Below are 23625 nucleotides of genomic sequence, written 5' to 3'. Positions count from 1 at the left end.
TTAATTCAAGATATCCCTTCTCGTAAAGACACTGAATGAAACAATAACCGCACAAATTGCCCAGAGGGCCAATACCATAAGGGAAAAATTCAAAGTCATCCCCTCAATTGGCGGCAAATTGCCGGCTAAATAATTGGTCAAATTCAGGTTTACCATGAACAAATATTTCGCGCTGCTCCACGCCGATGCCATATTCGTCAGAATATTTCCGGCAATTAATGCGGCCATCATAATCACAATGCTCGCCGCTGTACTTCGAACCAGCACGGACACCATAAAGGCCAGCATACCGACACACACGCCGACAAACCACACCAATCCGCCCTGCATCAGCAAATACTTCCACTGAGGAACAGCATGAACACCGGACATATCCACATCAGAACCAACAATTTGGAATCCCGTGAATACCGGTATGTCAAACCCCTTGTATCCGAAGGCAAGACCGGAGATCAGATAGGCTATGACAAAGGTGGAAACGACAATAAGAGACGTAAACATGATCAAGGCGATCAGTTTACTCAGCAACACCTTCCATCGCTTCACAGGCCTTGTCAGCAGCATCTTGATGGTACCGGTCGTCCGTTCGCCGGAAACGATATCCGAAGCGATGGCCATAATGAGCAGCGGGATAAACAGAGATATCGCATTATTCAAAAATTCACGTGTGAACGTAACCCCGTTTGGTTGATTAGGATTCACATCATGCTGCAAATAATACTGCATTTGCTGAATAAAGATTTGCCTGTATCGTTTCCATTCATCCGGTACCCTGTCACTGCTAAGTGAATTCTCATTATCCGTGATTCGCTGCTGAAGCTCAAGCCGCCAGTCACTGTTGAACTTGTCCCGGCTTCGTTCAGCCGACTTCATCTGGGCATAGGTAAACATGGGAACCAGAACAAGAAGAACGAGCAGGACAACATAGAACCGCTTTCGTTTGATAATTTTGATACACTCGTTCTTGATCAGGGGCAACAGGTTACTCAATGCTCTCACCCTCCGTCATCTGCAGGAATAGCTGCTCCAGCGTAGGATTGATCCGATGAACCTCCCGGACCTGTACTCCCGCGGCTACCAGCCGTTCCACAGCTCTAGACGTGTATGTAGCGCTCATACGAGTTACAATAGCGTCCGAAGACATGCCTGCAAGCAAATTATCGTCGAGCACCTCCTCAGGGCGGTCGACAATTTGGCAATAATCCAGCTTTTGCAATATTCGTTTCCCTTGCGCGGCAGGATTTAGATCCCAGATAACATGATCACTGCTGCCGGCAATCAACTCTTCGACCTCGCCAACCGCAAGCACTCTTCCGCTGCTGATGATCGCCACGCGATGGCATAGCAGCTGAATTTCGCTCAGTAGATGGCTGGAGACAAAAACAGCCAGCCCTTCTTCGGCCAATTGGTGTATGAACTGTCGCATCTCTTTGATCCCTTTCGGATCAAGACCGTTCGTCGGCTCGTCCAGAATGAGCAATCTCGGTCTGCCAAGCAGGGCCTGGGCTATCCCGAGCCGCTGCCGCATTCCCAGTGAATATGTGCTCACCTTGTCATGAATTCTTCGATCCAATCTCACCGTATCCACAACTTCCTGTATTCGCTGCTGGTCAATGCCGGGCTGCATTCGTGCAAAATGCTCAAGATTTTCCCATCCCGTCATATACGAATACATTTCCGGATTCTCCACGATGGACCCAATATAACGCAGCGCCTGCTCCTGCTGGCGGTTCACATCATAACCGCAGACCTCGATCCTGCCAGAGGACGGTTTAATCAGGTCTACAAGCATGCGGATTGTAGTCGTCTTTCCTGCCCCATTCGGCCCCAGGAACCCGAAAATTTCGCCTGCGCGCACGTCGAACGACACATCATGTATAATCCATTTTCGACCGATTTTCTTTTTTACATGCTGGACAGATAGTACGATTTCTTGTGCTTGTTCATTCATCGAGTTCCAACTCCCCATATGACATCCTCATCATGCCTACAGCATACCCTCTACAATTCGATCCGCTATCGCCTGATATCCTGCCCCGTTCGGATGAAAATGGTCCGAGGACAGATACTCGCCCAGCTTGTGCTGAAACAGATCGAACGTGGGGACCAATGTCATATTGGGATCCCGGTTCACGATCTCCATGACCGCATGATTCCATGCAGAGACCACAATATTGCCGGGTATCAACAAGTCTTCCAAATCAGAAAAAGGATGATACAGACCGATATAAACGATTCGCGCATCCGGATTAATGAGGCGAATTTTCTCCAGAATCGCCTGCAGGCGTTCAGATGCCTGCGGCAACGCAGCCATCAGCTTAGCAGGTTCGAGCTCCAATTCACCGGAATCCGCCGCCCCTTCCATCAGCCCGCTGCCTTGAAAGATATCATTGCCTCCAATCGAAAGCATAATGACATTGGCTTGCTTCAAGGCATACTGTATCCCCTTGTCGTCCAGCTTGGGAAGGAGTCCTTCGGTAGTCATTCCGTTTATGGCCAGATTCGCTAGCAGGCTCGCTGTTCGTCCATCGCCATTTAATTGATCCACGCTTCGGCGGACAAAACCGCTCCCGGTATTGTCCCCCGTTCCCTTGGCCAGTGAATCTCCAATCGCAGCTACCTTTAAATCATTCGGCAAAACCGATTGTAACGGAGCGCTCTCCGGCTTCTCCGGCGCTGTCTTTTCTTCGGACGCCTCGGATCCCCCACCAGTCAGCAAGGGCTGTCCTTGCGGATCATTAATATCCTTAAACGCATACACAAAACCAAGAATAAGCACAATCGTTACAATAACCGACACGGAGGCAGTGATTCGCCATATCCATGCAGATGATTTCATGACATTCCCCCTACAAAATTCCTCATGTACATTACCTTAAGACTTCTATAAAAAATTTGCAAATCAAAACACGCAAAGAAGACTGCCCCGGACGCATTCTTTCGATGCGTGACCGGGGCAGCCCTTTAGATGAAACAAGATAAGTGCTTATTCACTGATGAATTCTTGAACCCAATATCCGTTGTAATATCCAACACCGATTTTAGTGAAGTTCGGAGACAGAATATTTTCACGATGACCTTGGCTATTCATCCATGAGTTCATGACTTCCTGTGGTGTACGTTGCCCTTTAGCAATATTCTCACCGGCATAGCCGTATGAAATACCGTAAGCTTTCATCATATCAAATGGAGAACCATGCGTCGGCGAAGTGTGGCTGAAATAATTGTTATCACTCATATCCTTCGCTTTATCCAGCGCCACGGTTGTCAGCTTAGCATGGACCGTTAGCGGCTTCAGACCTGCATTCGCACGTTCTTTGTTCACCAATGTGACAACTTCGGAAGCAAAATCCGATTTCTCCGTTGTACCCGCAGATTCGGAAGGCTGGGACGGTGTTGTAGATGGAGTGCTGGTCTCAGGCTTACTTGTTTCCGGTTTGCTGGTTTCCGGTTGAGTCGTTTCTGGTTTTGTGGTTTCTGGTTTAGTCGTTTCTGGCTTGCTGGTTTGCGGAGTCTCAACAGGTTTGTCTGCCTGAGGCTTTTCGGTTTGCGGCTGCTGAACCACCCATTTAAACTGTGATTCCAAGCCTTGGCTCTCCAGGAATTCCTGGATCTTTTGTTGCCAGTTTACATAATTATTGCTCTCGGCAGGTGCAGCAGACGCCGTCGTTGGCAGCATGATACCGACAGCCAATACAGCAGCGATGCTGCCGCCTGCGATTTTCTTTATCCAATGGTTGTTCATGAATGCTCATCTCCTATGCTCATAGTTGTGAGTTTGCTTGACCGCCCGTTCTAAGATGAATTTCTAGGGTGCTGGACGATCAAACAATAGTTACATTTTTGTAATCTCGTACGAACACATTGTAACACATTTGATATCTTCGGCAATCCTACAATTGTTGGAATAACATCCTTGAATTCCTACCTACCTATATAAAAGAGCTCTAGTCGGCTCAAGTCCCAGACCCTATGTAGTGATAGATGCCTTATTAAAAGCGATGAATCGTTTCCTAACAACGGTGGTCCTCTAATCGGGTTTCAGGCCAAACAAGAAAAAACCCACCCCAAAAATTGGGATGGGTTAATGAAAAGACCAAGACTACAGCTTTTTACTAAACTGGTATCCAGCCTTTTCAAATCCAATATGCTCATAAAATGCATGTGCGGGAGCAAGTTCTTCCCGGTTGCCGCTTGTGAGAAACAAGAGGTGGCTACCATGCTGTCTTCCCCATGTCTCTGCACCGCGAATCAATCTTTTGCCAATCCCTTGGCCGCGGCAGCTTGAGGTTACAATAACCGAAGTAATTTGAGTGACCGGTTCGGTCATAGTGAAGGATTTGACTTGACGAAGCATGATCATACCTACAACAACACCATCAACCTCAGCAATCAGATTGCCGTATAATGGATTGTCGTTCATGGCTTCCATCCGTTCCCGCATGACATTCAGCGTGGTCGGATAATTCAGTTCGCGCATCAAGGATGTGACAGCTTCCAAATCATTCTTCTCAAAGTTTCGAATCAGCAGTGCAGGCGCAGATAATACGCTTTCGATGCTCATTATACCCTCATGCTTCCCTTCTTCTATGAATTCTGAGTAAACTCTACTTCTATTTTGTAAGTTTATGAAGAAGATTGCAAGTATCAAGCGACATTTTTTTTACATTTGTGTCGGTTTTGTTAAACCTTTGTTAAGCCGTTTTTACAAAAATCGGTATTGTGCTTCAATCAGCCCATGGTACGTACCCTGCTTCTGCATAAGCTGGCTGTGATTTCCTTCTTCGATAATCTTGCCATGATCCAACACGACGATATGATCGGCATGGCGGATCGTTGACAAACGATGGGCCACGATGAAGGAGGTTCGGCCCTGAAGCAGCACTTTAAGAGCTTCCTGAATTTTCAACTCCGTCTCGGTATCGATACTCGCCGTTGCTTCATCCAGAATCAGAATCCGCGGATCGGCAAGGAGCGCTCTGGCAAAGGACAACAGCTGCCGCTGGCCCATAGACAGCATATTCCCGCGTTCCTCAACCTCCGTATCGTAACCGCCCGGCATCTGGACAATAAATTCATGTGCGCCGACCGCCTTGGCTACATCCTCAATCTCCTCATTAGTCGCATCCAGACGGCCAAACCGGATATTATCCCGAATCGTGCCCGAGAATATGAAGGTATCCTGCAGCACGATGCCAATCTGATTTCGAAGACTTTCAACCGTTACCGATTGGATATCGTATCCGTCGATGGTTAATTTACCTTCGGTAATATCATAGAATCGGCTGAGCAGATTAATGATGGTGCTCTTGCCTGATCCGGTATGACCGACCAGCGCAATCGACTGGCCTGCCTTCACGTCCAGATTGATGCCTTTGAGAGCCTGGCGTCCTTTTTCATATTCAAACACCACATTCTCCAGCTTGATGTCCCCTTTAATCGTCGGCAATTTCTTCGCCCCAGGCTGATCATCAATGCTCGGCTTCTCGTCAATAAATTCAAAAATACGTTCAGAGGAAGCCATGGCGACAAGCAATTGGTTATACATTTGGCCAAGCCGATTGATCGGCTCCCAGAAGTTCCCTACATATTGGGTAAAGGCAATTAACAGACCGATGGTAAGCTCGCCTTGTTGGATCAACACGGCACCAAGCCAGAACAAGATCAGTGAACCAAAACCACCGGTAATTTCGATAAGAGGCCCAAACCCTTGGTTCATGGCAGACGCCTTATCCCAAGACTTTTTGCTGTCCAAATTCATGTTGTCAAAGAACTTCATATTCTCTTCTTCTTGGGTGTAAGCTTGGGTCACGCGGATCCCCTGAATCGATTCATTCAAGTGGGAGTTAATCCGCGAGTTCCGAATCCGTACATCCTGCCATGCACGCCGGATGCGTACACGGAGTTTGGTCGAGATGAAGAACATAATCGGTACCGTGACAATAACAGCAAGACCGAGCTTCCAGTTTATTAATAGAAGAATGACCACAATACCTACTAACTGCACGCAGTCGATGATCAGGTTGACAACCCCGTTAGTAAACAAATCCTGCAGGGAGTTAACATCATTCGTAACCCGGACCAGCACAGATCCAGCCGGACGCTTGTCGAAGAAATTAAAGGACAGGCGCTGAATGTGCTGGAACAGATCCGCTCGTAGGTCATAAATGACCCGCTGACCGATGATATTCGTAAACTTGATACGGAATATCCCGGCAACCCATTGAATGATATACATCGCCAGAACCGCGATTGTAATCTGATACAACAAGGTCAGACTTGGATTCCCACTCTTCGGTTCGATAGCCCGGTCAATGGCCAAACTGGTCAAGAACGGAATGGCCAGCTTCGTAATGGTACCGATGACCATCATAAGCCCGATCAAAGGGAGAATCTGTTTCGCGTATGGTTTCATATACGAGATCAGACGTGTCAGCTGCATCCAGTTAAACGGTTTCTCAATTGCATCGTCGTCCTTGTATACAAAACGTTCATTGGTTTCTTCCGAGGGCTTCCGCGGCCTCGGAAGCTTTTGCTTCTGATGCGGTTCAGTATTTACATTGGCGTTCATGCTTGCACCTGCCCTTGCGTACCTCCTGCTTGAGCTTGCTTCGCAATAAGGTCCGCATATTGTATTTTGTATACATCCTGGTAAGGCCCCGGCACCGCAATCAAATCGTTATGCTTGCCGCGCTGCACGACTTTTCCTTCATCCAGAACGAGAATTTCATCCGCATGACGCAAGGAAGAGATCCGGTGAGCGATAATAAAAGTCGTTCTGCCGTTCATGACTTCCTGGAAGCCGGACTGAATTTCATGCTCGGTTTCCATATCCACTGCACTGGTGGCATCATCCAGGATCAGGATTTTCGGATCTTTCAGAAGGGCACGTGCAATCGCAATCCGCTGCTTCTGTCCGCCAGAGAGTCCCATCCCCCGTTCACCGACAATGGTATCGTAACCATCCTTCATTTCCATAATAAACTCATGGGCTTTGGCCAGCTTGGCAACACGGATGATTTCTTCCATGCTAACGTCCTTCATGCCGTAAGAAATATTGTTGCGGATACTGGACGAGAACAAGAAGGTCTCCTGGAAGACCGTGGCAATCTGACTGCGCAGACTCCGGATCTTAATATCATTAATGTTCATACCGTCTAGTTTGATGCTGCCCTGATTCACATTATAGGCATGCATCAAGAGTTGAATAATGGTCGACTTACCGGACCCCGTTCCCCCAAGCAAACCGATCACGGAGCCGGGACGAGCATCCAGATTAATATCTTTGACTGCTGCCATCTTGTTACCGTAAGCAAAGGTGACATTATCAAATACGACATGGCCCTTCACCTCGTTTGGCACCAAATCTACCGCACGCTCACGGTCTTCAACATCAATCGGCTGATTCAGCAGCTCCAGCACCCGTTCACCCGATGCCTTGGACTGCGTGTAGTTATTAATGTGAAACCCGATCCCCCAAAGCGGGCCGATTATGTACCAGATCAAAGTAAAGAAAGCTGCCAGTTCCCCTACCGTCATGGAGCCTTGGATAACCATCCCTCCGCCGATGGCAAGCAAAATGACGACACTGATATTCGCAAAGAGCTCCATCATCGGGAAGTACCGTGCCCATAGTGAAGAGGCAAAAATCTGGTTGGTTTTGTAACGCTCATTCCGTTCAGAGAATTTCTCCACTTCGTGCGGCTCGCGAGCAAAAGACTTAACGGTACGAACACCCGTAATATTCTCCTGAACCGCGGTCGTCAGCGAGCTTAGTGCCAGACGCATTTCCTGGAAAGCCGGATGGATCTTGGATTCGAATTTTAGAGCTGCCACAACCAAAAATGGCATCGCTACCAAAGTTACCAGCGTCAATTGCCAGCTGATGGTAAACATCATGATGGAACCGAAAGTCACCATCAATACCAGATTGAGCAGCTGAGCGAAACCGAAGCCGATAAACATTCGGATGGCTTCCAAATCGCCTGTCAGCCGTGACATCAAATCCCCGGTCCGAGCCGTGTCATAGTAACGGAACGATAGAAATTGCAATTTTTCATAGCAGGCGTTTCGCAACGCGTAAGCCAGGTAGTTACCCAGCCTCCCCCCAAAAAATCCGTGCAAAAACTGCATGAAAGCTTTAAGGATGACCACACCCAGCACAGTGAGCGCCAGCTGCGGTACGATGCCGTAATTCTCCAGCTTGATTGCATCGTCAATCAGCACCTTCAACAGCTGCGGATAGACAAGTCCTAATGCGGTTGCAATCGCCAGACACAGCATGGAAAGAAAAAGATAACTTCGTTTCTCCCAAAAGAAGCCCTGCAGTTGCCTGAGAACATTCATGTTTATCCTCCTTTGGATTATTTTCGTTCAGGTTATGTAGCATTTATGAAGTTTATCATCGAGCTGAACCCGCGGCAAAGAGGGAAAACCGTCATAAATGAGCCAAAAGGACCTAAAGGGGGCAAATAGTAGAACTTATCTTTGTTTCATAATGAAATCATCGGGAATTCTCATTAATACTAGGGGATATAATCACATTGTCAGTCCCTTCAACCATCAGGCTTCATCCACTCTATTCGACTTTTTTGAACATGCTTACAAAAGGGTAATATCCTAAGCTGATTTCATCCTAGTCACGAACGTTGTAGCGGATTAAAATACGTCATACCATCCTCTTGACCTTCATTAGCCCGGATAAGCATAGGAAAAAAGGCGCCCCGCCATGATGGATAGGGAACGCCTTTGGATTGAGGAGTGTATGATTGGAGTTCACCTGCATAAAATCGTTATGCGTCTAGGAGCTCCAGACTCCAACATCTATACTATTCGTTGTGCATACATGCTCTTGACCATTACCGAGCTGCCTGAATCATAACATCCAGCTCATCTGCCAGCTTACTCCACATCAACGGAGATTGACCGTCCTGAAGCGAACCGAGGATGGCAGCCATGGATTCCTTCAGCTGTTCCTCCAACACCGATCCATGATGCTGCAATGAACGCTCACTCATCCGAACATAGTGGTCCGTCAGCTGCTCTTCCCGAATGCTCACCACACTCGCCACGGCTTCCTTCACCTTCGGCTCTGCTGCTTCACGAAGTTTGGAGCTTCCGCTGCCCTCAAAGAAATGTTTCGGGTTCTTAAAGGTCGGCCAGAAGGACAACCAGTCCCCCTGTATTTGCAATTCCGTTTCTTCCAGCTCCGGCGGCGACCAGTCCTTATCCCGCCGGATAGCAAGAGACAAGCCTTCGCCCATACCGTTGATATCCGCTGCTGCTTTAAGCGCTGCTTCTTCGGTTAATTTGCGACCGGCCATCTCTAATCGAAGCGTTGTTGCCCATAGCTCCTGATCCAGCTCCAAGGATAGCGTCCGCATCAAATCACGTCCGCATGCCGCAAAGGCCGATTTCAGGTGACCTGCATCCTCCCGGAGCACGGAAGGATTAAACGACTCCTGAAAGAAACGGTTCATGGCATAATCCAGCCGCTGCCGTACATGAAACAACAGTTCGCTGCTTTCCTGCGCGATATCGCGGGACATGTTAATCTCCGTCAAAGCCGCAAGGCGGGATAAGGCTTGTTGATGAACCTCTTCCATCTCCACGATTTTACGCTCACGCGTGTTCTCATCCTGGGCTGCCATATCGGCCCATGCCCTGATTCGATCCCTAACCGAAGCCAGTTCATCATAACCCGCGCGCTCTGAAAGCCTTGGCAGCTCTTCAACCGCAAATCGGCTAAGCGCTCCTTCGAATACAGGGAACCCCGATTCCTTCAATTTTGCTTCATCCCCATAGAGCTTACTATCCAGCGCTGCCAGACTGGAAACAGGGAAGATATGCGGGCTGCCTACCCCACTGGATGTCAAGTTGGTACGAACATGCTTCACCACCTCATCCAGCTCCTCTTCGGATTGTGCAAGGTCTGCGGCATTGACGATAAAAAACATTTTATCCAGAGCAAAACTGTCTTTAACCCTGCCCAGCTGGGACAGGAATTGCCGATCCGCTTTGGAGAAGGCGTGGTTGTAATACGTTACGTATACGATGGCATCCGCATTCTTAATATAATTAAACGTTACGCCCGTATGCCGAGCATGCAGGGAATCGGCTCCAGGCGTATCCACCAGCACGATCCCCTGCTCTGTCATCGGACAGCTGTAATACAAATCAATCCCGTCGACAAAACAGGATTTGGTTTCGTCCGCCACATAGCCTCGATATTCCGCCAATTCTACTGTTTCTGTCGTACCCAGTTTGGACTCCATCACATCAAAGCCGGCGGCGGCGGCCTTCAGAAACCCGTAATGCGGCAAGCCGGCCGGGTGAATACCGGCCGGATTCAATTCTTCAGCCACGCTTCGCCAATTCCCCGGATTCGGTTCTTGGAGACCCAGCACGCTGAAGGAGTACTTCAGATCGTCCCACCACATATCGCGGCTCTTCATGCGTACGGCTGCGGTACCATGGGATTTCCCTTCAGCCGGTGCCAAAATCCGGTTCACTGCCGCCGTTGTCGGGTGCGGTGACACCGGCAGGACCGACTCGCCAAGCAGTGCATTGGCGAAGGAGGACTTCCCGGCGCTGAACGCGCCGAACAGCGCCAACGTGAACGAGCCGCCCGCAAGCGCATCCGCGCGGGCGGTCAGATCCCGCGCGGCCGAGACAAGCGCGGGGTGCGGCGCCAGCAGCGCCGCCGCTGCGCGCAGCTCGGCTGCCGCGGCATCCAGCCGCTGGCGCCGCTGCGGTGCCGCCGCCTGCGCAGCGGCGGCGCGGGGCGCCGTGCGCCCGTGCCCCGGCTGCGCCGCCGGGGCGCCGCCCCGGCAGCCGCTTGCGCGGGCTGCCCTTCCGGCTCCCTCACCTCCGGCAGGAGGCCGGGGGTGAGGGAGGTGCGCGGCGGGAGCAGCTGCGCCAGCTCGGCCGCGCGGGCGGCTTCCGCCTGCTGCAGGCTATCGTAGCTGGCGGAAGCCGCGGATTGCGCCAGGAGCTCGGCGCCCTGGCGCTCCAGTTCCTGCAGACGGACAGTCGAAGCGTCCGTCAATACCGCCTTCAGCCGGTCGGCAAGCACCAACACGGCCCGGCGGTAGCTGCCCTTGATTTCCTCGGCCAGCTCCCGGTTATAGTTCAATACATATTCTCCGGACACTGTCGCTTCCGGATTCACGGTCCGCGTAATCATATCCTCCCGCACACCGGGAAGTTCAGCGTCCATCAAACTCTCCCACTCGGAACTCCACTCCGTATGCTGCTCCACGCTTTTACGGAACAGCGCACGCAGATGCCAATCGATCTGCGATGCGGTCTGTTCCTCCAATCGATGATGGAATGACTCCAGACGACGCCGACGCTCCTCCTCCGTCTTGCCGCCTGTGAACAGAAATCCGACTTTAAAACCACTCTTGCGGCTTTCCAGAAAGGAGAGACTTAAATCCCGAACATCCGCCGGCGTCAAATTGGCATTTGCCAGAAGGGCATCCGCTTCTTTGCGGAGTTCCGTCCGAACGGATTCCGGCAGCAGCTGGGCGGATCTTTTTTGCTCCTCCAGCTCCTGCAGCCGTGCTTTCATCGCCGCAGCTGCCTCCTCGCCACCCATTTCCTCCAGCAGCCGCTCCTTCTCTTCCTGATGGCTGCGGGTATAGGCTTCCACATGCTGATCAGCAGCATGGCGAATAGAGCAGGATACGCTGTAGCGCAGCAATGGTTCCTTATGGGATATCAACTCACCGATCAAAGCCTTCAGCGTTTCCCATTGGTTATAGGGATGGTCCTGAACTTTAAGCGAAGTGCATAGCAACCCTTTATATGTGATCTTCCACTGGACGAACGCCTTCTTCACGTCGTTTAGATAAGAAGACAACGTTAATTCATCATCACGATGCTTGTCAATCTGATTGACGATCAGGTACAGCGGTTTCCCCCAATCCGACAAGCTCTTGGCAAACATCAGATTACTCTCCGACTGTACATGATTATAATCCATGACGTAAAAAACGATGTCAGCCATATGCAGGGCGGAATGCGTGGCAAGCCGGTGCCCGTCATCCGTTGAATCGACCCCGGGGGTATCCATCAAGACGCCATCTTCGCCAAGCAGCGGCACATCATCCCACACTTCAATCGCGGAATACTCCCGGCCCTCCTTGCAGTATTCGGCAAGTTCGTCAATCGTTGCCGTTATGGGCTCACCAGGCTCACCAGCAGATCGGTGAATCAACGCCCGCGGCTCACCGCTTCGGATCGTAACCACATTCGCGCTCGTCGGTATCGGACCTGAAGGCAGCACCTTTTTGCCGCAAAGCGCATTAATCATGCTCGACTTCCCAGCGGAAAAATGCCCGCAGAAAGCCAGCGTTAGCTCGCCGCCTGTACCCTTGCGTATTAAATCCTCAGTCAAAGCGGAGGAAGATTCGTCATTCCACTCCAAGAAACGATCTCGAACTCTGGTTAGTTCCGTCACACTGTATCCGATTTCATGCTCAGCCATCAACTTCAATGTATTTCTCGCTCCTGTCCATTGATCTCTCAATTTCTGACACTATCTATTCACATCATTTTATTTTATCACCGCTTGTGCCGTAAAGGAATCATTGCATTTCATTTTCGGGGGCCTTTCTTGATATGACAGTCCTTATCTATGCAAAATGGCAGGCAAGGAAGTGATCTTCCTTGCCTGCCATTAATCCAAAGCTTCATAAACCGACACATACAGAAGGAATGAGGTGAGAGTTCACACTCGATTACCCTGTAAGCACCAGGTTTATCTCATTTTTTAAAACATCAAATTTGAAGAACTTAAGATACAACGGTGTTTTCTTCTGCCGGAATCAAAATTTCGAAGACATTTCCGTGCTGCAGAATAGTTAATCCGCGTGATTTATCGCGCATGACCACGACTTCGGGCTTCTGTGACATACGCTCCAAATAATGCTCAGGAGCATCCCCGGAATGACTGAACGTCACGCCTTCGACTTCTTGCTCTTCATTCTCACTCAGTTGGCTTTGGCTCTCCACCACATGTTCAAAAATATCTGAGAACAATTCAAAATTGTCGGTGTAAACAGAGATGCATTTCATGTGTAATCCCATCCTCTTTTAAATTTAGCTCATGCCGATCCAGGATACCGTCCTCTTTCACCTCGCGAAAAACCGACCTTTGATACTGTTGTTTCCAGATCTCCATTCTCCCATGCGGCTAAAGATAGAAATCCGGAGACAAAGGCAAGCTTTGCGCTTGCTTACAATTATGTCCATTTCGCTAGCTATTCATTAAAGTGCCGTATTCCCGATGAATCAGATGAACCTCTTTTTTGTCTATTTCTTGCTGGTTTTACAATTGTTCCTTATTCTTCCTGACTGCTAAGGTTTTCATACGTTTCTTTCCTTCACGGCAAACATCCAGCAATGGACATACCGGGCATTGCGGATTTTGAGCCTTACAGTGATACCGTCCGAAAAAAATGATCCGATGATGGGTCAGCGTCCATTCTTCACGCGGTACCCGCTTCATCAGCTTTTTCTCCACTTCCAGCACGGAATCTTTCCAGGCGGCCAGTCCAAGTCGCTTGGAAACCCGCTCCACATGCGTGTCAACCGCGATGGCAGGCACACCAAAAGCATTGGAAACGACGACATTGGCTGTCTTGCGTCCAACCCCAGGTAATTTAACCAGCTCATCATGAGCCTCCGGCACCTCACCGCCATACTGTTCGATCAGAATCCTGCACAAATTCTGAATATGTTTGGCCTTATTCCGGTATAATCCGATCCGTCTGATATCCTGCTCAAGTTCCTCGATCGGTACAGATACATAATCCAAAGGCGTTTTGTATTTCTGAAACAGATCCTTTGTCACCTTATTAACCGTTTCATCCGTGCACTGAGCGGACAGCAGCACGGCGATGGTCAGCTCAAACGCATTGCTGTGATTCAGCTCGCAATGTGCATCCGGAAACATGCTCTCCATCGTGTCCAAAATATGCCGTACCGTTGCCGCATTCATATGTTTCCCTCCCGCAAAAAAAAATCTTGATGCGGAAATCCCCGCATCAAGACGGTGTTTCTCGAGCAATCCCAGGTCGATAATTTACTGTTTTACGATCTCAACAACGACACCGTTGTTTAAGTACAGTACAATATTATCATTTTCCTTAAGGGATTGCACGGACAAAGTAGTGTCACCTTGATGAACAAATACTTTATCGGATAATGCATACCGGAAATTATCGTTAATCGATTTGCGCTTCACTTGAATTTCCGTATTGCTTGCCTGCCAGAATGCACGTTCAACCTTCTCCAGAACCTGCACGATCGTTACGCCTTGAATATCTTTTCGAATCTCAACGCGATCTCCTGCGGTCAATGTGCTTAAATTCGAAGCCGTCGAACCATTCTTAACGACTTTGACCCCACCGCTCACGCCTAACGTCTGACTGTTGCCTGAATAATCCTTCACGGTCAGTGCATTTCCGGAAACATCTGCGCTTGTCACTTCGCCAAGCGTCAATTTAACTTCGGCAACCGCGACAGGCGTTAAGCCTTGGAACGTTATATTAACGAGTGCTCCCGGACGCAAGTCATTGAGCAGAATTGCTTGTCCGCTTTCACCGGTAAATATGGTTTTTTCGGTATATATATCGCTTGTAGAACCGTTCGCTTTCACTCGAATCCGATTCCTCGTTGGTTCCGTAGATACCACCTCGAATTGTGCGGAAGTTTTGAGTTTTAAGCTCTGCAAGTAATCCTGATTGTTCGACAGCTGGGCTGACACTTCGTCACCGATCCGTAAATCCGCCAGCGTTACGCCAGATCTGCCGAAGATTTCCACAACCGGACTATTGTAGTATGAGATTTCCTCCACTTTTCCGCTAGCGGTCACAATCGAAATTACTCTCTTGGATGTGTTAATGTTGCTGATTTTACCTTCAACTTTATATACCACTTCCAATGAAATTACGCGGGTACCGATCAGAGAGACACTTACTTTGCGTCCTGAGACAAGCAAAGGTTCCACTCGATCCAGCGTCGTTCCGTAGCTTGATTCCAGCTTTGTCTTGTCATCCAAAACGATCACACGAGGCTGGTTGTTCGCATCCTTAACAGTCAGCCACCGCGTCTTGGCATCGTAGTTTACGACGGTAGCGGCATCCAATTGCTCAATTTGACGACCCGTTACTTCGATTTTCGAAATCTTTTCTTCACCGTTAATGGTCAGTGTCACTTGATCCCCGGATACCGCGTCAGCGAGCAAATCGGACAGAACCGGTTTTGCTACGCCACCCATGATGATTTCCGGCTTCTCTGCCAAATACTTCGTTTCGAGCTGTGTGCTTCCACTGCGCTTGTAGGTGATCGTTTTTCCGTTTTCTTCAACGGAGTACAGCGTCGCCTGCACGGTACGATCGACGCTTTGCGTGACTTCCAACGATTGAATAACGCTGTTTCTTACCGAAAAGTTCACGGTGTAGCCATTCTTGAGCTCCGCCGGAGCCAAGATTTGATTCTGATAGCGAATAACGGTTGCATCATCCCATGTGTACGTATCCTCATAACCGGTGCTATCCTTAAGGGTTACTCTTTTGTTGGCCGTATCCACGTTCTGAACGATGCCTGCTCCCGTCTTGTTAACCAAGCCGCTCTTTACGCGGATTGAAACGATTTTCTTCTGCGGGCTGTATGTTTCACGTTCAATCGTAAGCAGACTGCCGGCTGCAAGCGTCTTTGGATCGATCTTAGTACCGTTCTGATCCAGGAACACTGTACTTGGGTCATAACTCAGCTCTTCAAAGGTGCTGCCTGTATCCAGCCAAATGAGGTTGTCCGGCGACAAACGTGCATACGTGCGGTCAAACCGCTCCACTTGCTGGGTTGGATCCGTAATTTCCACGTAAGCAGCCGTTCCGTTATTCACGACAACCTCCGCTTGAGTGTAAGGATTGATCTCCGAGAATTGCAATCTCTTCTCCGAATCGGAGGTGAAATACGCTGTGGAATTATCCAGCTTGAATGAATTCAGCTTGCCATCGGCGTACAGCTCCAACTTACCGTTCTCTATCGCAGCGATGGAGCCTTTGTATTGGTTCTCGTAATTTGTAGTAATATAGGCTTGAGCCCGGCTAAGGAACGTTGCAAGCTGGGCACGGGTAACGGCCCCTTGCGGATCGAACTTGTTGCCGTTCACGCCTTTCGCAAGTCCAAGCTCAACCGCTACATTCACATAACCCAGACGATCCGGGGATATCTTGGCGTTATCCGCAAAGCCTGTCGCTTTATTATTGGCTGCATTGGCTTCCGCGGTACGTCCAATGGAACGGACAAGCACTTCGGTTATCCATTCACGGGATGCTTTCTGCGCGCCCCAAATGACTTTCTCATCCGCATATCCGGATTCTTTTTGCTTGTCGAGCAGGTTTTGCTGAAAAGCCAGTTCAACATACTTCGTAAAATAATCGTTCACTTTAATATTTGTCGGTAATGTCGCAGCGCCGCTGCTTAATTGATCCTGCTTGCTTAAGAAACGGATCGCCATCGTTACAGCTTCCTGCTGCGTTACTGGATCGTTCGGACGAAACTTTCCGTTATTTCCGGTCACGATCCCCTGTGCTGCTAATTGATAAATATACTTCTCTCCCCAATATCCGGCATTAACGTCACTGAATCCGTTAATGGCCGTTTGGCCGGCATTTGCCGTTGTCGCATTTGCCGTTTCTTCATCTGCCGAGACGATCGAAGCCCCGCCTCCGAATGCTATAAGTCCGGCCATGACGGCGGAGACCACTTTTTTGGAATGAACATGTTTGCTGTGTCTAAGTACCATTTTCTTTCCCCTCTCAATAACTACTGCTTCATCATATACTAATATTCGACAGCAGATCGTGATCTCCTTCAACCATCATTACCGAGTCATTGGATTTTCCAAATCGACATGACCCATTAACGATTCGGTCTGCTGACCATCCACCAGAATTTGAAGTGATTGTACTTCGTCAAACTGGAAAAAAGTTTTTTTGATCGCATCGACAGCAAACGACTCCCCGCCTGCACCCAGGTTGGCTTCATCCGGGACCGTCACATCGAGTGTCAACGCCCCGTTTTCAAATTTCAGGGAATTCAGCCCGATTTTGTCCCACAGAGGAATCATTTCGGCATTACCACTCTTCTGCAATGTTTGATAAGCAGCTTCGTATTTTTCTTGATCTTCCTTGTACGAAATTTCTGCCGTACCTTCTACCAGCTCCATCATATCAGGATCCGTGTAATAGGCTTTGATGCTCTCTGTTTTCGCTTCCGGCGTTGTCACTTCGCTGCCGCTGCCCGTAGACGATCCACCTGATCCATTCGACGTTTCATTATTACTCTGTCCTGTCTGATCATCAGGTGCAGGCGTTACTTGCCCAGGCGTATTGTCCGGAGCTGCTCCGGGTTTCTGTCCACAACCGGCACCAATCAGCATTACGGCTGCCAGTAGGCCAGCCGACCATATTTTTTTATTCAAAAGTAGCCACCTCCTGCAATCACGATCCCTGTCGTATCGTTAATCAACCTTCAAATAATTTTTGATGCCTCTGACAATGGCCTCTGCCACGCGATCCTGCGTTGCCGGATCAAATAGCTTGCTCTCATCGGTCTTGTTGCTCACGAATCCGACTTCGAGCAAGGCACCGGGCATTTTCGTCTCACGAATAACATGGAAATTACCATACCTCACTCCGCGATCCTTTAATCCCATGGCCTTGACGATCTCTTTATGGAGTGCATTCGCCAGCGCCTTGTCAGATTCATGGTAGTAATACGTTTCGGTTCCGCTTGCAGTGGATGGGCCACTATTAGCATGTATCGATATGAAAACATCAGCCTTCAGATCATTCGCAATTTTTGCGCGTTCCTTCAGCTCGAGGAAAGTATCGTTACTGCGAGTTAAAACGACCTCGATATTTTGTTCTTTGGCCAACAGTTTCTCAACTTTCAGCGCCATTGCGAGGTTGAAATCCTTCTCCCTCTTCTTCGTTACCCCGATTGCTCCCGGGTCGTGATCTCCATGACCCGCATCAATGACCACGAGTTTCTTACCACCTGTACCAGGTACCGGGTTAGAGCCCGTATTCAAATCCACAATGAACAGGCCCGATCCGTTCTCAAGGCCTGAAACGGTGTAATTCTTGGCGTAGTTGAGATCAATGACAATGCGCACGGTCATCGGATTGCTGTTGTACAAGGAGTAACGCACGGATTTGACATCCGGATATCCCGTTACGTCCATCTGACCGGTCTTCATCACGTCATCAAAGCTGGCGTTACTGCTGAACGTATCCGAGAAATTCGTGTTCACCATATCGATGACGATACGGTCCGGATTGCTAAGCTTTGATACATTCGGCTTCGCAGAGCCCGTAACGGCGACCATCAGCCTATTTTCGCTGAAACTGATACCGTCCACGGTCGACGTAGATACGCCGGGTTCTTCACCAGGGTTACTCCCATCATAAGACGAGGTCAGATAAACTGCTTTCTGCGCGTTATCCCATCTTACTTGAAGACCCATCTGCTCACTTACAAAACGGAGGGGAACCAGTGTTGTTCCTTCACGAAGAACGGGTGCTTTGGTCATTTGTATACGTTGACCGTTGATGTCAGCTTGCTGACTTCCAATCACCATCGTTACTGTCTGCGAGCCGTCTTGTACAGTTACCGTCTTGGTTGCCTTGCTCCAGTACACATCAAATCCCAAATTCTCGGAAATGACACGGATCGGAACCATGACTGTACCGTTATTGTTCTCGACCTTCACGCCAGATGACAGATTGATTTGTTGGCCATCCAGGTAAATCTTTGCGCTGTACGAACTCGCATCCGCCATTTTAGGAAACGCAATCATGATGACAACCAGAAACATTAAAAAACCGAACTTCTTCATCCTTCACCCCTACCATCCTATTATTTTGCCATAGATTGGCGTTCCTGCACTCGGCCTGTCCGACATTACCTGACAACCTATAGACGCAAAGTCACAATGAAAGTTGCGAAATTGTTCCCTTTTTACCAAAAAAACACCTATTCCAAAAACCGAAATAGGTGTTTAGTCCTTCGTATGAGTTTCACAAATAGTTCTTTATGACTATTTCCGAGTCATTGGATGCTCCAGCTCAACATGTCCCATTAAGCTTTCGATCTGTTTACCGTCTACTAGCAATTCCAGAGACTGCACCTCATCGAACTGGAAGAAGGTTTTCTGTAAGGCATCTATCGCAAACATTTCCCCTCCAGCTCCGAGGTTGGCTTCGGCTGGTTTGGTGATATCCAGCGTCAAAGCTCCTTTATCAAACTTGAGAGACTTCAGCGTAATCTTATCCGACCATAGTGGACTGAGTGCGGCATCACTGCTCGTTTGAAGTCCTTCAAAGGCTTTCTTATATTTATCCTCTTCGCCCGAGTATGTGATCTCTTTGCTAGCCTCTTTCAGATCCATGATTTCGGGGTCCGTATAATAGAGTTTAATATTGGCCTTCTTCGCTTGATCCTCCGTGGCATTCACATCCTTTGTATCCACAGGAGTTCCAGTACTTTGACCGGTTGTATTCTGCGACGGTGTGCTGGCTCCCTCGCCTGCATTTACGGATGTTGCGTCATCTTCCTTATGATCATCAGCCGCCGTTTCTCCCGGATTATCCTGAGGTGTTTGTACTTCTCCTGTTGCGGTCTCCGGATTTGTCTCGGCAGGGGCTGCAGTCGGCTTCTGTCCACAGCCGGCACTAAATGCAAGCAGGAGCGCCAGCAATCCTGTCATCCAATATTTTTTGTTCATGACTTTCGTCCCCCTCTAAGTTCATCAAATCTTGTACACATTATTGTACTTGAAGATATTCTTTAATACCCGCTACAATACCTTGTGCAACACGATTTTGGAAATCGTCTTTAAACAACTGGGCTTCGTCACCCTGGTTGCTCAAAAAGCCAATCTCGAGCAGGACAGCCGGCATCGTTGTTTCTCTCGTAACATGAAGGCTGCTATATTTAACTCCCCGATCCTTAAGACCTGTTGCACTCGCAAGATGTTTGTGTATCACATTCGCCAAGGATTTGCTTGAATCTCTCGTATAATACGTTTCCGTACCGTTCGGACTGCTGGTCGTGCTGCTGTTTCCGTGAATAGACACGAATATATCCGCCTTCAGGTTATTTGCGATCTTGACGCGATCACTAAGTTCAAGGTGTGAATCATCAGTGCGAGTCATCACAACATTGATATTCTTCTCGTTTTTAAGAAGCGCTTCAACCTTCAGAGAAACATCCAAATTAAATGATTTCTCCTTCTTTCCCGAAATGCTGATCGATCCAGGCTTGATTCCACCGTGACCGGCGTCAATAACAACCGTCTTCTTGCCGTTGCCTGTTACCGGGGGAACGGGTGGTATGAGGATTTCTCCCTCGGCGTTCAGATCAACAATAATGAGTCCCGCTTCTTGGGTTACCCCATAACTTTTAGGACCTGTCAGGTCGATAACGATACGCACGGTTGATGGATTGTCACTGAACATGGCATATCGTACATTCATAACGTCAGGATAATCCGTGATTACCATCGCGCCGCCGCTTTGTGCATTGGCTGCATGTCCATCCAAGAACGAAGAAGAGAAGACGGTATTTGGAAGATCGATCACAATCCGGTCCGGTCCCGTTATGCTGGATACTTTCGGCGTAACCGTACCATCTGTAGCAATCATCAACCGGTTGTCGCTAAAGCTTAGCCCTGTCATTGCAGCCTGGTTCCCTGATTCGACGGGCGGGGGCGTTTCACTGCCCGAATGGTTTCCGTCAGCAGGATCAACCTCTCCTTCAGAAACCGGTGGAATGGAGCTGGAGAGGAACACAGCCTTTGTTTGGTTGTCCCATTTCACATCAAGCCCCATCTGCTCACTCACAAACCGGAGCGGTACAAGCGTGTTCTGCCCATTTAAGACAGGGGCCAAGTTCAGTTCAACCTGGGCACCGTTCATCTCAGCCTGCTGGCTGCCGACCACCATACGAACAGCCTTCTCACTGTTCTCGACCGTTACCGTTTGACTGGCCTTCTCCCAACCTACCTTGAACCCGAGATTCTCGGATACCACGCGGATCGGAATCATCACGTTACCTTTCATGTTGGCTACCTGAACGCCCGAAGACAAATTCAATGGTTCTCCGTCAAGAAAAATGCTTGCATTTGAAGAACTGGCTTCGCCACTTTTCGGAAACGCCAGCAAGAAGACTATCAACATCATTACAAACCCTAACTTCTTCATGAATCCACCTCGATCATCCCATGATTAAATTTGAAAAGCAAATCTAGCAAAAAACTAAAAATATGTAAATCAGCACATTCCCGACAACACGCCGCCGGACAAATACTGACATAAAACAGTGGTTCCTCTTGGCTATCGCTGCATATTAATTCCATAATACCAAAAAAAACTTCCATTTCCTACACAGGAAATGGAAGTTTAATAATCTTGTAACCTTTTGCCGTGTAATTACGAGATTAAGCGAACAGACGCTCCCCATGCTTCTTCTCGTAAGCATCGATTGCACTTTCATGCTGCAGTGTCAATCCGATGTCATCCAGTCCTTGAAGCAGGAATTGACGGCGGTGCTCGTCGAGATCAAAGTCAATATGGAGTCCTTGATCATCTGTAATCGTTTTGCTCTCCAGATCGACGTTCAGCTTATAACCTTCTGTAGCTTCTGTGCGCTGGAACAGTTCCTCCACTTGCTCCTCCGACAGTTTGATCGGAAGAATCCCGTTCTTAAAGCAGTTATTGTAGAAAATATCAGCAAACGATGGAGCGATGACCACGCGGAATCCGTAGTCGAGAATCGCCCAAGGGGCATGCTCACGGGAAGAGCCGCAGCCAAAGTTGGCACGGGAAATCAGGATGGTTGAGCCTTGGTAGCGGGGCTGATTCAGCGAGAAGGTGTCGATATTGCCTCCCTCTTCATCAAACCGCCATTCGTAAAACAGAAACTGTCCAAATCCTGTACGTTCAATCCGCTTCAAAAACTGTTTCGGAATAATGGCGTCCGTATCTACATTCACCCGGTCCACAGGTGCGACTATACCGTGTAATTTCGTAAATGCTTGCATAAACTTCTCCTCCGTCCTTCTTAGCTCACAACTTCTTCGGCTACAAAGTTCCAGTCACGTACATCCACGAAGCGCCCTTTAACCGCAGCTGCCGCTGCCATTGCCGGCGATACGAGATGCGTTCTGCCGCCCCGGCCTTGGCGTCCTTCGAAGTTACGATTGGACGTGGATGCGCAGCGCTGGCCCGGCTTCAGTACATCCGGATTCATCGCGAGACACATACTGCAGCCTGCTTCACGCCATTCGAAACCCGCTTCAACAAAAATTTTGTCGAGCCCTTCTTGTTCAGCCTGGATCTTCACTCGGCCCGACCCTGGAACAACGATGGCCGTTACATTGCTGGACACTTTATGTCCCTTCGCTACAGCTGCTGCTGCACGCAAATCTTCAATGCGTCCATTCGTGCAAGAACCGATAAAGACATAATCGATCGGAATCTCGGATATTGGAGTCCCAGGCACGAGCGCCATATACTCCAAAGCTTTCTCAGCTGCCTTGCGCTCATTCTCGGTCTTGAAATCCGCAGGGTTAGGAACCGTTGAGGAAATGCCCGTACCCATTCCCGGACTCGTTCCCCAGGTTACTTGTGGGATCAGAGATTCTACATCGAACTCGACCACCACGTCGAACTCGGCTCCTTCGTCTGTGACAAGGTTCTTCCAAGCTGCTACTGCAGCATCAAAAGCTTCACCTTGCGGAACATGTTGACGTCCGCGCAAGTATTCAAACGTCGTTTCATCCGGAGCGATCATGCCCGCTCTGGCTCCGCCTTCGATGGACATGTTACATACGGTCATGCGCTCTTCCATCGACAGTTCGCGGATTGCTTCACCCGTATACTCAATAACATAACCTGTTGCAAAATCAGTACCGTATTTCGCGATCACGCCAAGGATCATGTCCTTAGCCGTCACGCCCGGATTGCGGCGACCGACGAAACGCACTTCCATGGTCTTCGCTTTGGCCTGCTGCAAACATTGGGTTGCCAGCACATGCTCAACCTCGCTCGTACCGATACCAAACGCAAGCGCGCCGAATGCACCGTGAGTGGATGTATGGCTGTCGCCGCACACAATCGTTTTGCCTGGATGCGTTAAACCAAGTTCCGGTCCCATTACGTGCACAACGCCTTGATCAATCGTATCGAGATCATACAGGGTAACGCCAAAATCCTGACAGTTCTTGGTCAGGGTATCAATTTGCTGCTTCGAAATCGGATCCGTAATGTTAAAACGGTCTTTCGTTGGCACGTTGTGATCCATCGTTGCGAAGGTCAGTTCAGGACGGCGTACTTTACGGCCGCTAAGACGCAAACCTTCAAATGCTTGCGGGGAAGTTACCTCGTGAACCAAATGCAAGTCGATGTACAAAATACCCGGTTTGCCTTCTTCTTGATGAATAACGTGGTTATCCCAAATTTTCTCGAACATTGTCTTCTTACTCATCATCATCATCACCCCATTGTTCTTTACGTCCATGAGAAGATAATTGCTTGTTATCTTCTT

The 23625-nt window shown here is 49.0% G+C and carries 18 protein-coding genes; all 18 read right to left on the bottom strand.

The annotated features are described in order from the left end of the window. Window positions 1-990 carry an ABC transporter permease gene (locus tag MHH48_RS12265; RefSeq protein WP_076321035.1) on the bottom strand — a complete coding sequence of 330 codons (990 nt, stop codon included), beginning with the start codon at window positions 988-990 and terminating at the stop codon, window positions 1-3. After that, window positions 983-1951 carry an ABC transporter ATP-binding protein gene (locus MHH48_RS12260; protein ID WP_076321034.1) on the bottom strand — a complete coding sequence of 323 codons (969 nt, stop codon included), beginning with the start codon at window positions 1949-1951 and terminating at the stop codon, window positions 983-985. The genes MHH48_RS12265 and MHH48_RS12260 overlap by 8 nt, the downstream gene beginning before the upstream one ends. Before the next feature lie 36 nt (window positions 1952-1987). Then, window positions 1988-2839 (bottom strand): GDSL-type esterase/lipase family protein, encoded by an 852-nt coding sequence (locus tag MHH48_RS12255; RefSeq protein ID WP_076321033.1) that lies wholly within the window; start codon window positions 2837-2839, stop codon window positions 1988-1990. Window positions 2840-2986: 147 nt separating this feature from the next. Then, window positions 2987-3745, bottom strand: a complete 759-nt coding sequence (locus MHH48_RS12250; RefSeq protein ID WP_076321032.1) for a CAP domain-containing protein — start codon at window positions 3743-3745, stop codon at window positions 2987-2989. 357 nt (window positions 3746-4102) lie between these two features. After that, the gene (locus MHH48_RS12245; RefSeq protein WP_053493894.1) at window positions 4103-4564 is read right to left on the bottom strand and encodes a GNAT family N-acetyltransferase; all 462 of its coding nucleotides are present in this window, start codon (window positions 4562-4564) and stop codon (window positions 4103-4105) included. Between the two features lie 141 nt (window positions 4565-4705). Beyond that, window positions 4706-6571, bottom strand: coding sequence for an ABC transporter ATP-binding protein (locus tag MHH48_RS12240; RefSeq protein WP_076321031.1), 1866 nt, complete (start codon window positions 6569-6571; stop codon window positions 4706-4708). Next, window positions 6568-8346, bottom strand: a complete 1779-nt coding sequence (locus MHH48_RS12235; RefSeq protein WP_076321030.1) for an ABC transporter ATP-binding protein — start codon at window positions 8344-8346, stop codon at window positions 6568-6570. The genes MHH48_RS12240 and MHH48_RS12235 overlap by 4 nt, the downstream gene beginning before the upstream one ends. A 512-nt stretch (window positions 8347-8858) precedes the next feature. Beyond that, window positions 8859-10613: a dynamin family protein gene (locus MHH48_RS12230; RefSeq protein WP_340390672.1), complete on the bottom strand. Its 1755-nt coding sequence runs from the start codon at window positions 10611-10613 to the stop codon at window positions 8859-8861. Window positions 10614-10651: 38 nt separating this feature from the next. Further along, window positions 10652-12490 carry a dynamin family protein gene (locus MHH48_RS12225; RefSeq protein WP_340390701.1) on the bottom strand — a complete coding sequence of 613 codons (1839 nt, stop codon included), beginning with the start codon at window positions 12488-12490 and terminating at the stop codon, window positions 10652-10654. 308 nt (window positions 12491-12798) lie between these two features. Continuing rightward, window positions 12799-13080 carry a hypothetical protein gene (locus tag MHH48_RS12220; protein WP_006209564.1) on the bottom strand — a complete coding sequence of 94 codons (282 nt, stop codon included), beginning with the start codon at window positions 13078-13080 and terminating at the stop codon, window positions 12799-12801. Between the two features lie 253 nt (window positions 13081-13333). Further along, the gene (nth, locus tag MHH48_RS12215) at window positions 13334-14005 is read right to left on the bottom strand and encodes an endonuclease III (RefSeq protein WP_076321029.1); all 672 of its coding nucleotides are present in this window, start codon (window positions 14003-14005) and stop codon (window positions 13334-13336) included. 84 nt (window positions 14006-14089) lie between these two features. Beyond that, on the bottom strand, window positions 14090-16819 hold the full coding sequence (locus MHH48_RS12210) for an S-layer homology domain-containing protein (RefSeq protein WP_076321028.1): 2730 nt from the start codon (window positions 16817-16819) through the stop codon (window positions 14090-14092). 78 nt (window positions 16820-16897) lie between these two features. Further along, entirely contained in the window at window positions 16898-17497 is a 600-nt protein-coding gene (locus tag MHH48_RS12205; protein ID WP_076321027.1) for a GerMN domain-containing protein, read from the bottom strand. A gap of 39 nt (window positions 17498-17536) precedes the next feature. Then, window positions 17537-18916 carry an N-acetylmuramoyl-L-alanine amidase family protein gene (locus tag MHH48_RS12200; protein WP_076321026.1) on the bottom strand — a complete coding sequence of 460 codons (1380 nt, stop codon included), beginning with the start codon at window positions 18914-18916 and terminating at the stop codon, window positions 17537-17539. Window positions 18917-19117: 201 nt separating this feature from the next. After that, window positions 19118-19804: a GerMN domain-containing protein gene (locus MHH48_RS12195; RefSeq protein WP_076321025.1), complete on the bottom strand. Its 687-nt coding sequence runs from the start codon at window positions 19802-19804 to the stop codon at window positions 19118-19120. Window positions 19805-19844: 40 nt separating this feature from the next. Continuing rightward, the gene (locus MHH48_RS12190) at window positions 19845-21281 is read right to left on the bottom strand and encodes an N-acetylmuramoyl-L-alanine amidase family protein (RefSeq protein WP_076321024.1); all 1437 of its coding nucleotides are present in this window, start codon (window positions 21279-21281) and stop codon (window positions 19845-19847) included. Window positions 21282-21517: 236 nt separating this feature from the next. Next, a complete protein-coding gene (gene leuD / locus MHH48_RS12185; protein ID WP_076321023.1) occupies window positions 21518-22120 on the bottom strand; it encodes a 3-isopropylmalate dehydratase small subunit in 603 nt (200 codons plus the stop codon). Window positions 22121-22140: 20 nt separating this feature from the next. Then, on the bottom strand, window positions 22141-23565 hold the full coding sequence (gene leuC / locus MHH48_RS12180) for a 3-isopropylmalate dehydratase large subunit (RefSeq protein WP_076321329.1): 1425 nt from the start codon (window positions 23563-23565) through the stop codon (window positions 22141-22143). Window positions 23566-23625 lie beyond the last annotated feature (60 nt).

The sequence above is a fragment of the Paenibacillus sp. FSL F4-0100 genome, assembly GCF_037993005.1.
Lineage (GTDB): Bacteria > Bacillota > Bacilli > Paenibacillales > Paenibacillaceae > Paenibacillus_AQ.
This window is presented reverse-complemented; position numbering and strand designations above follow the sequence as displayed.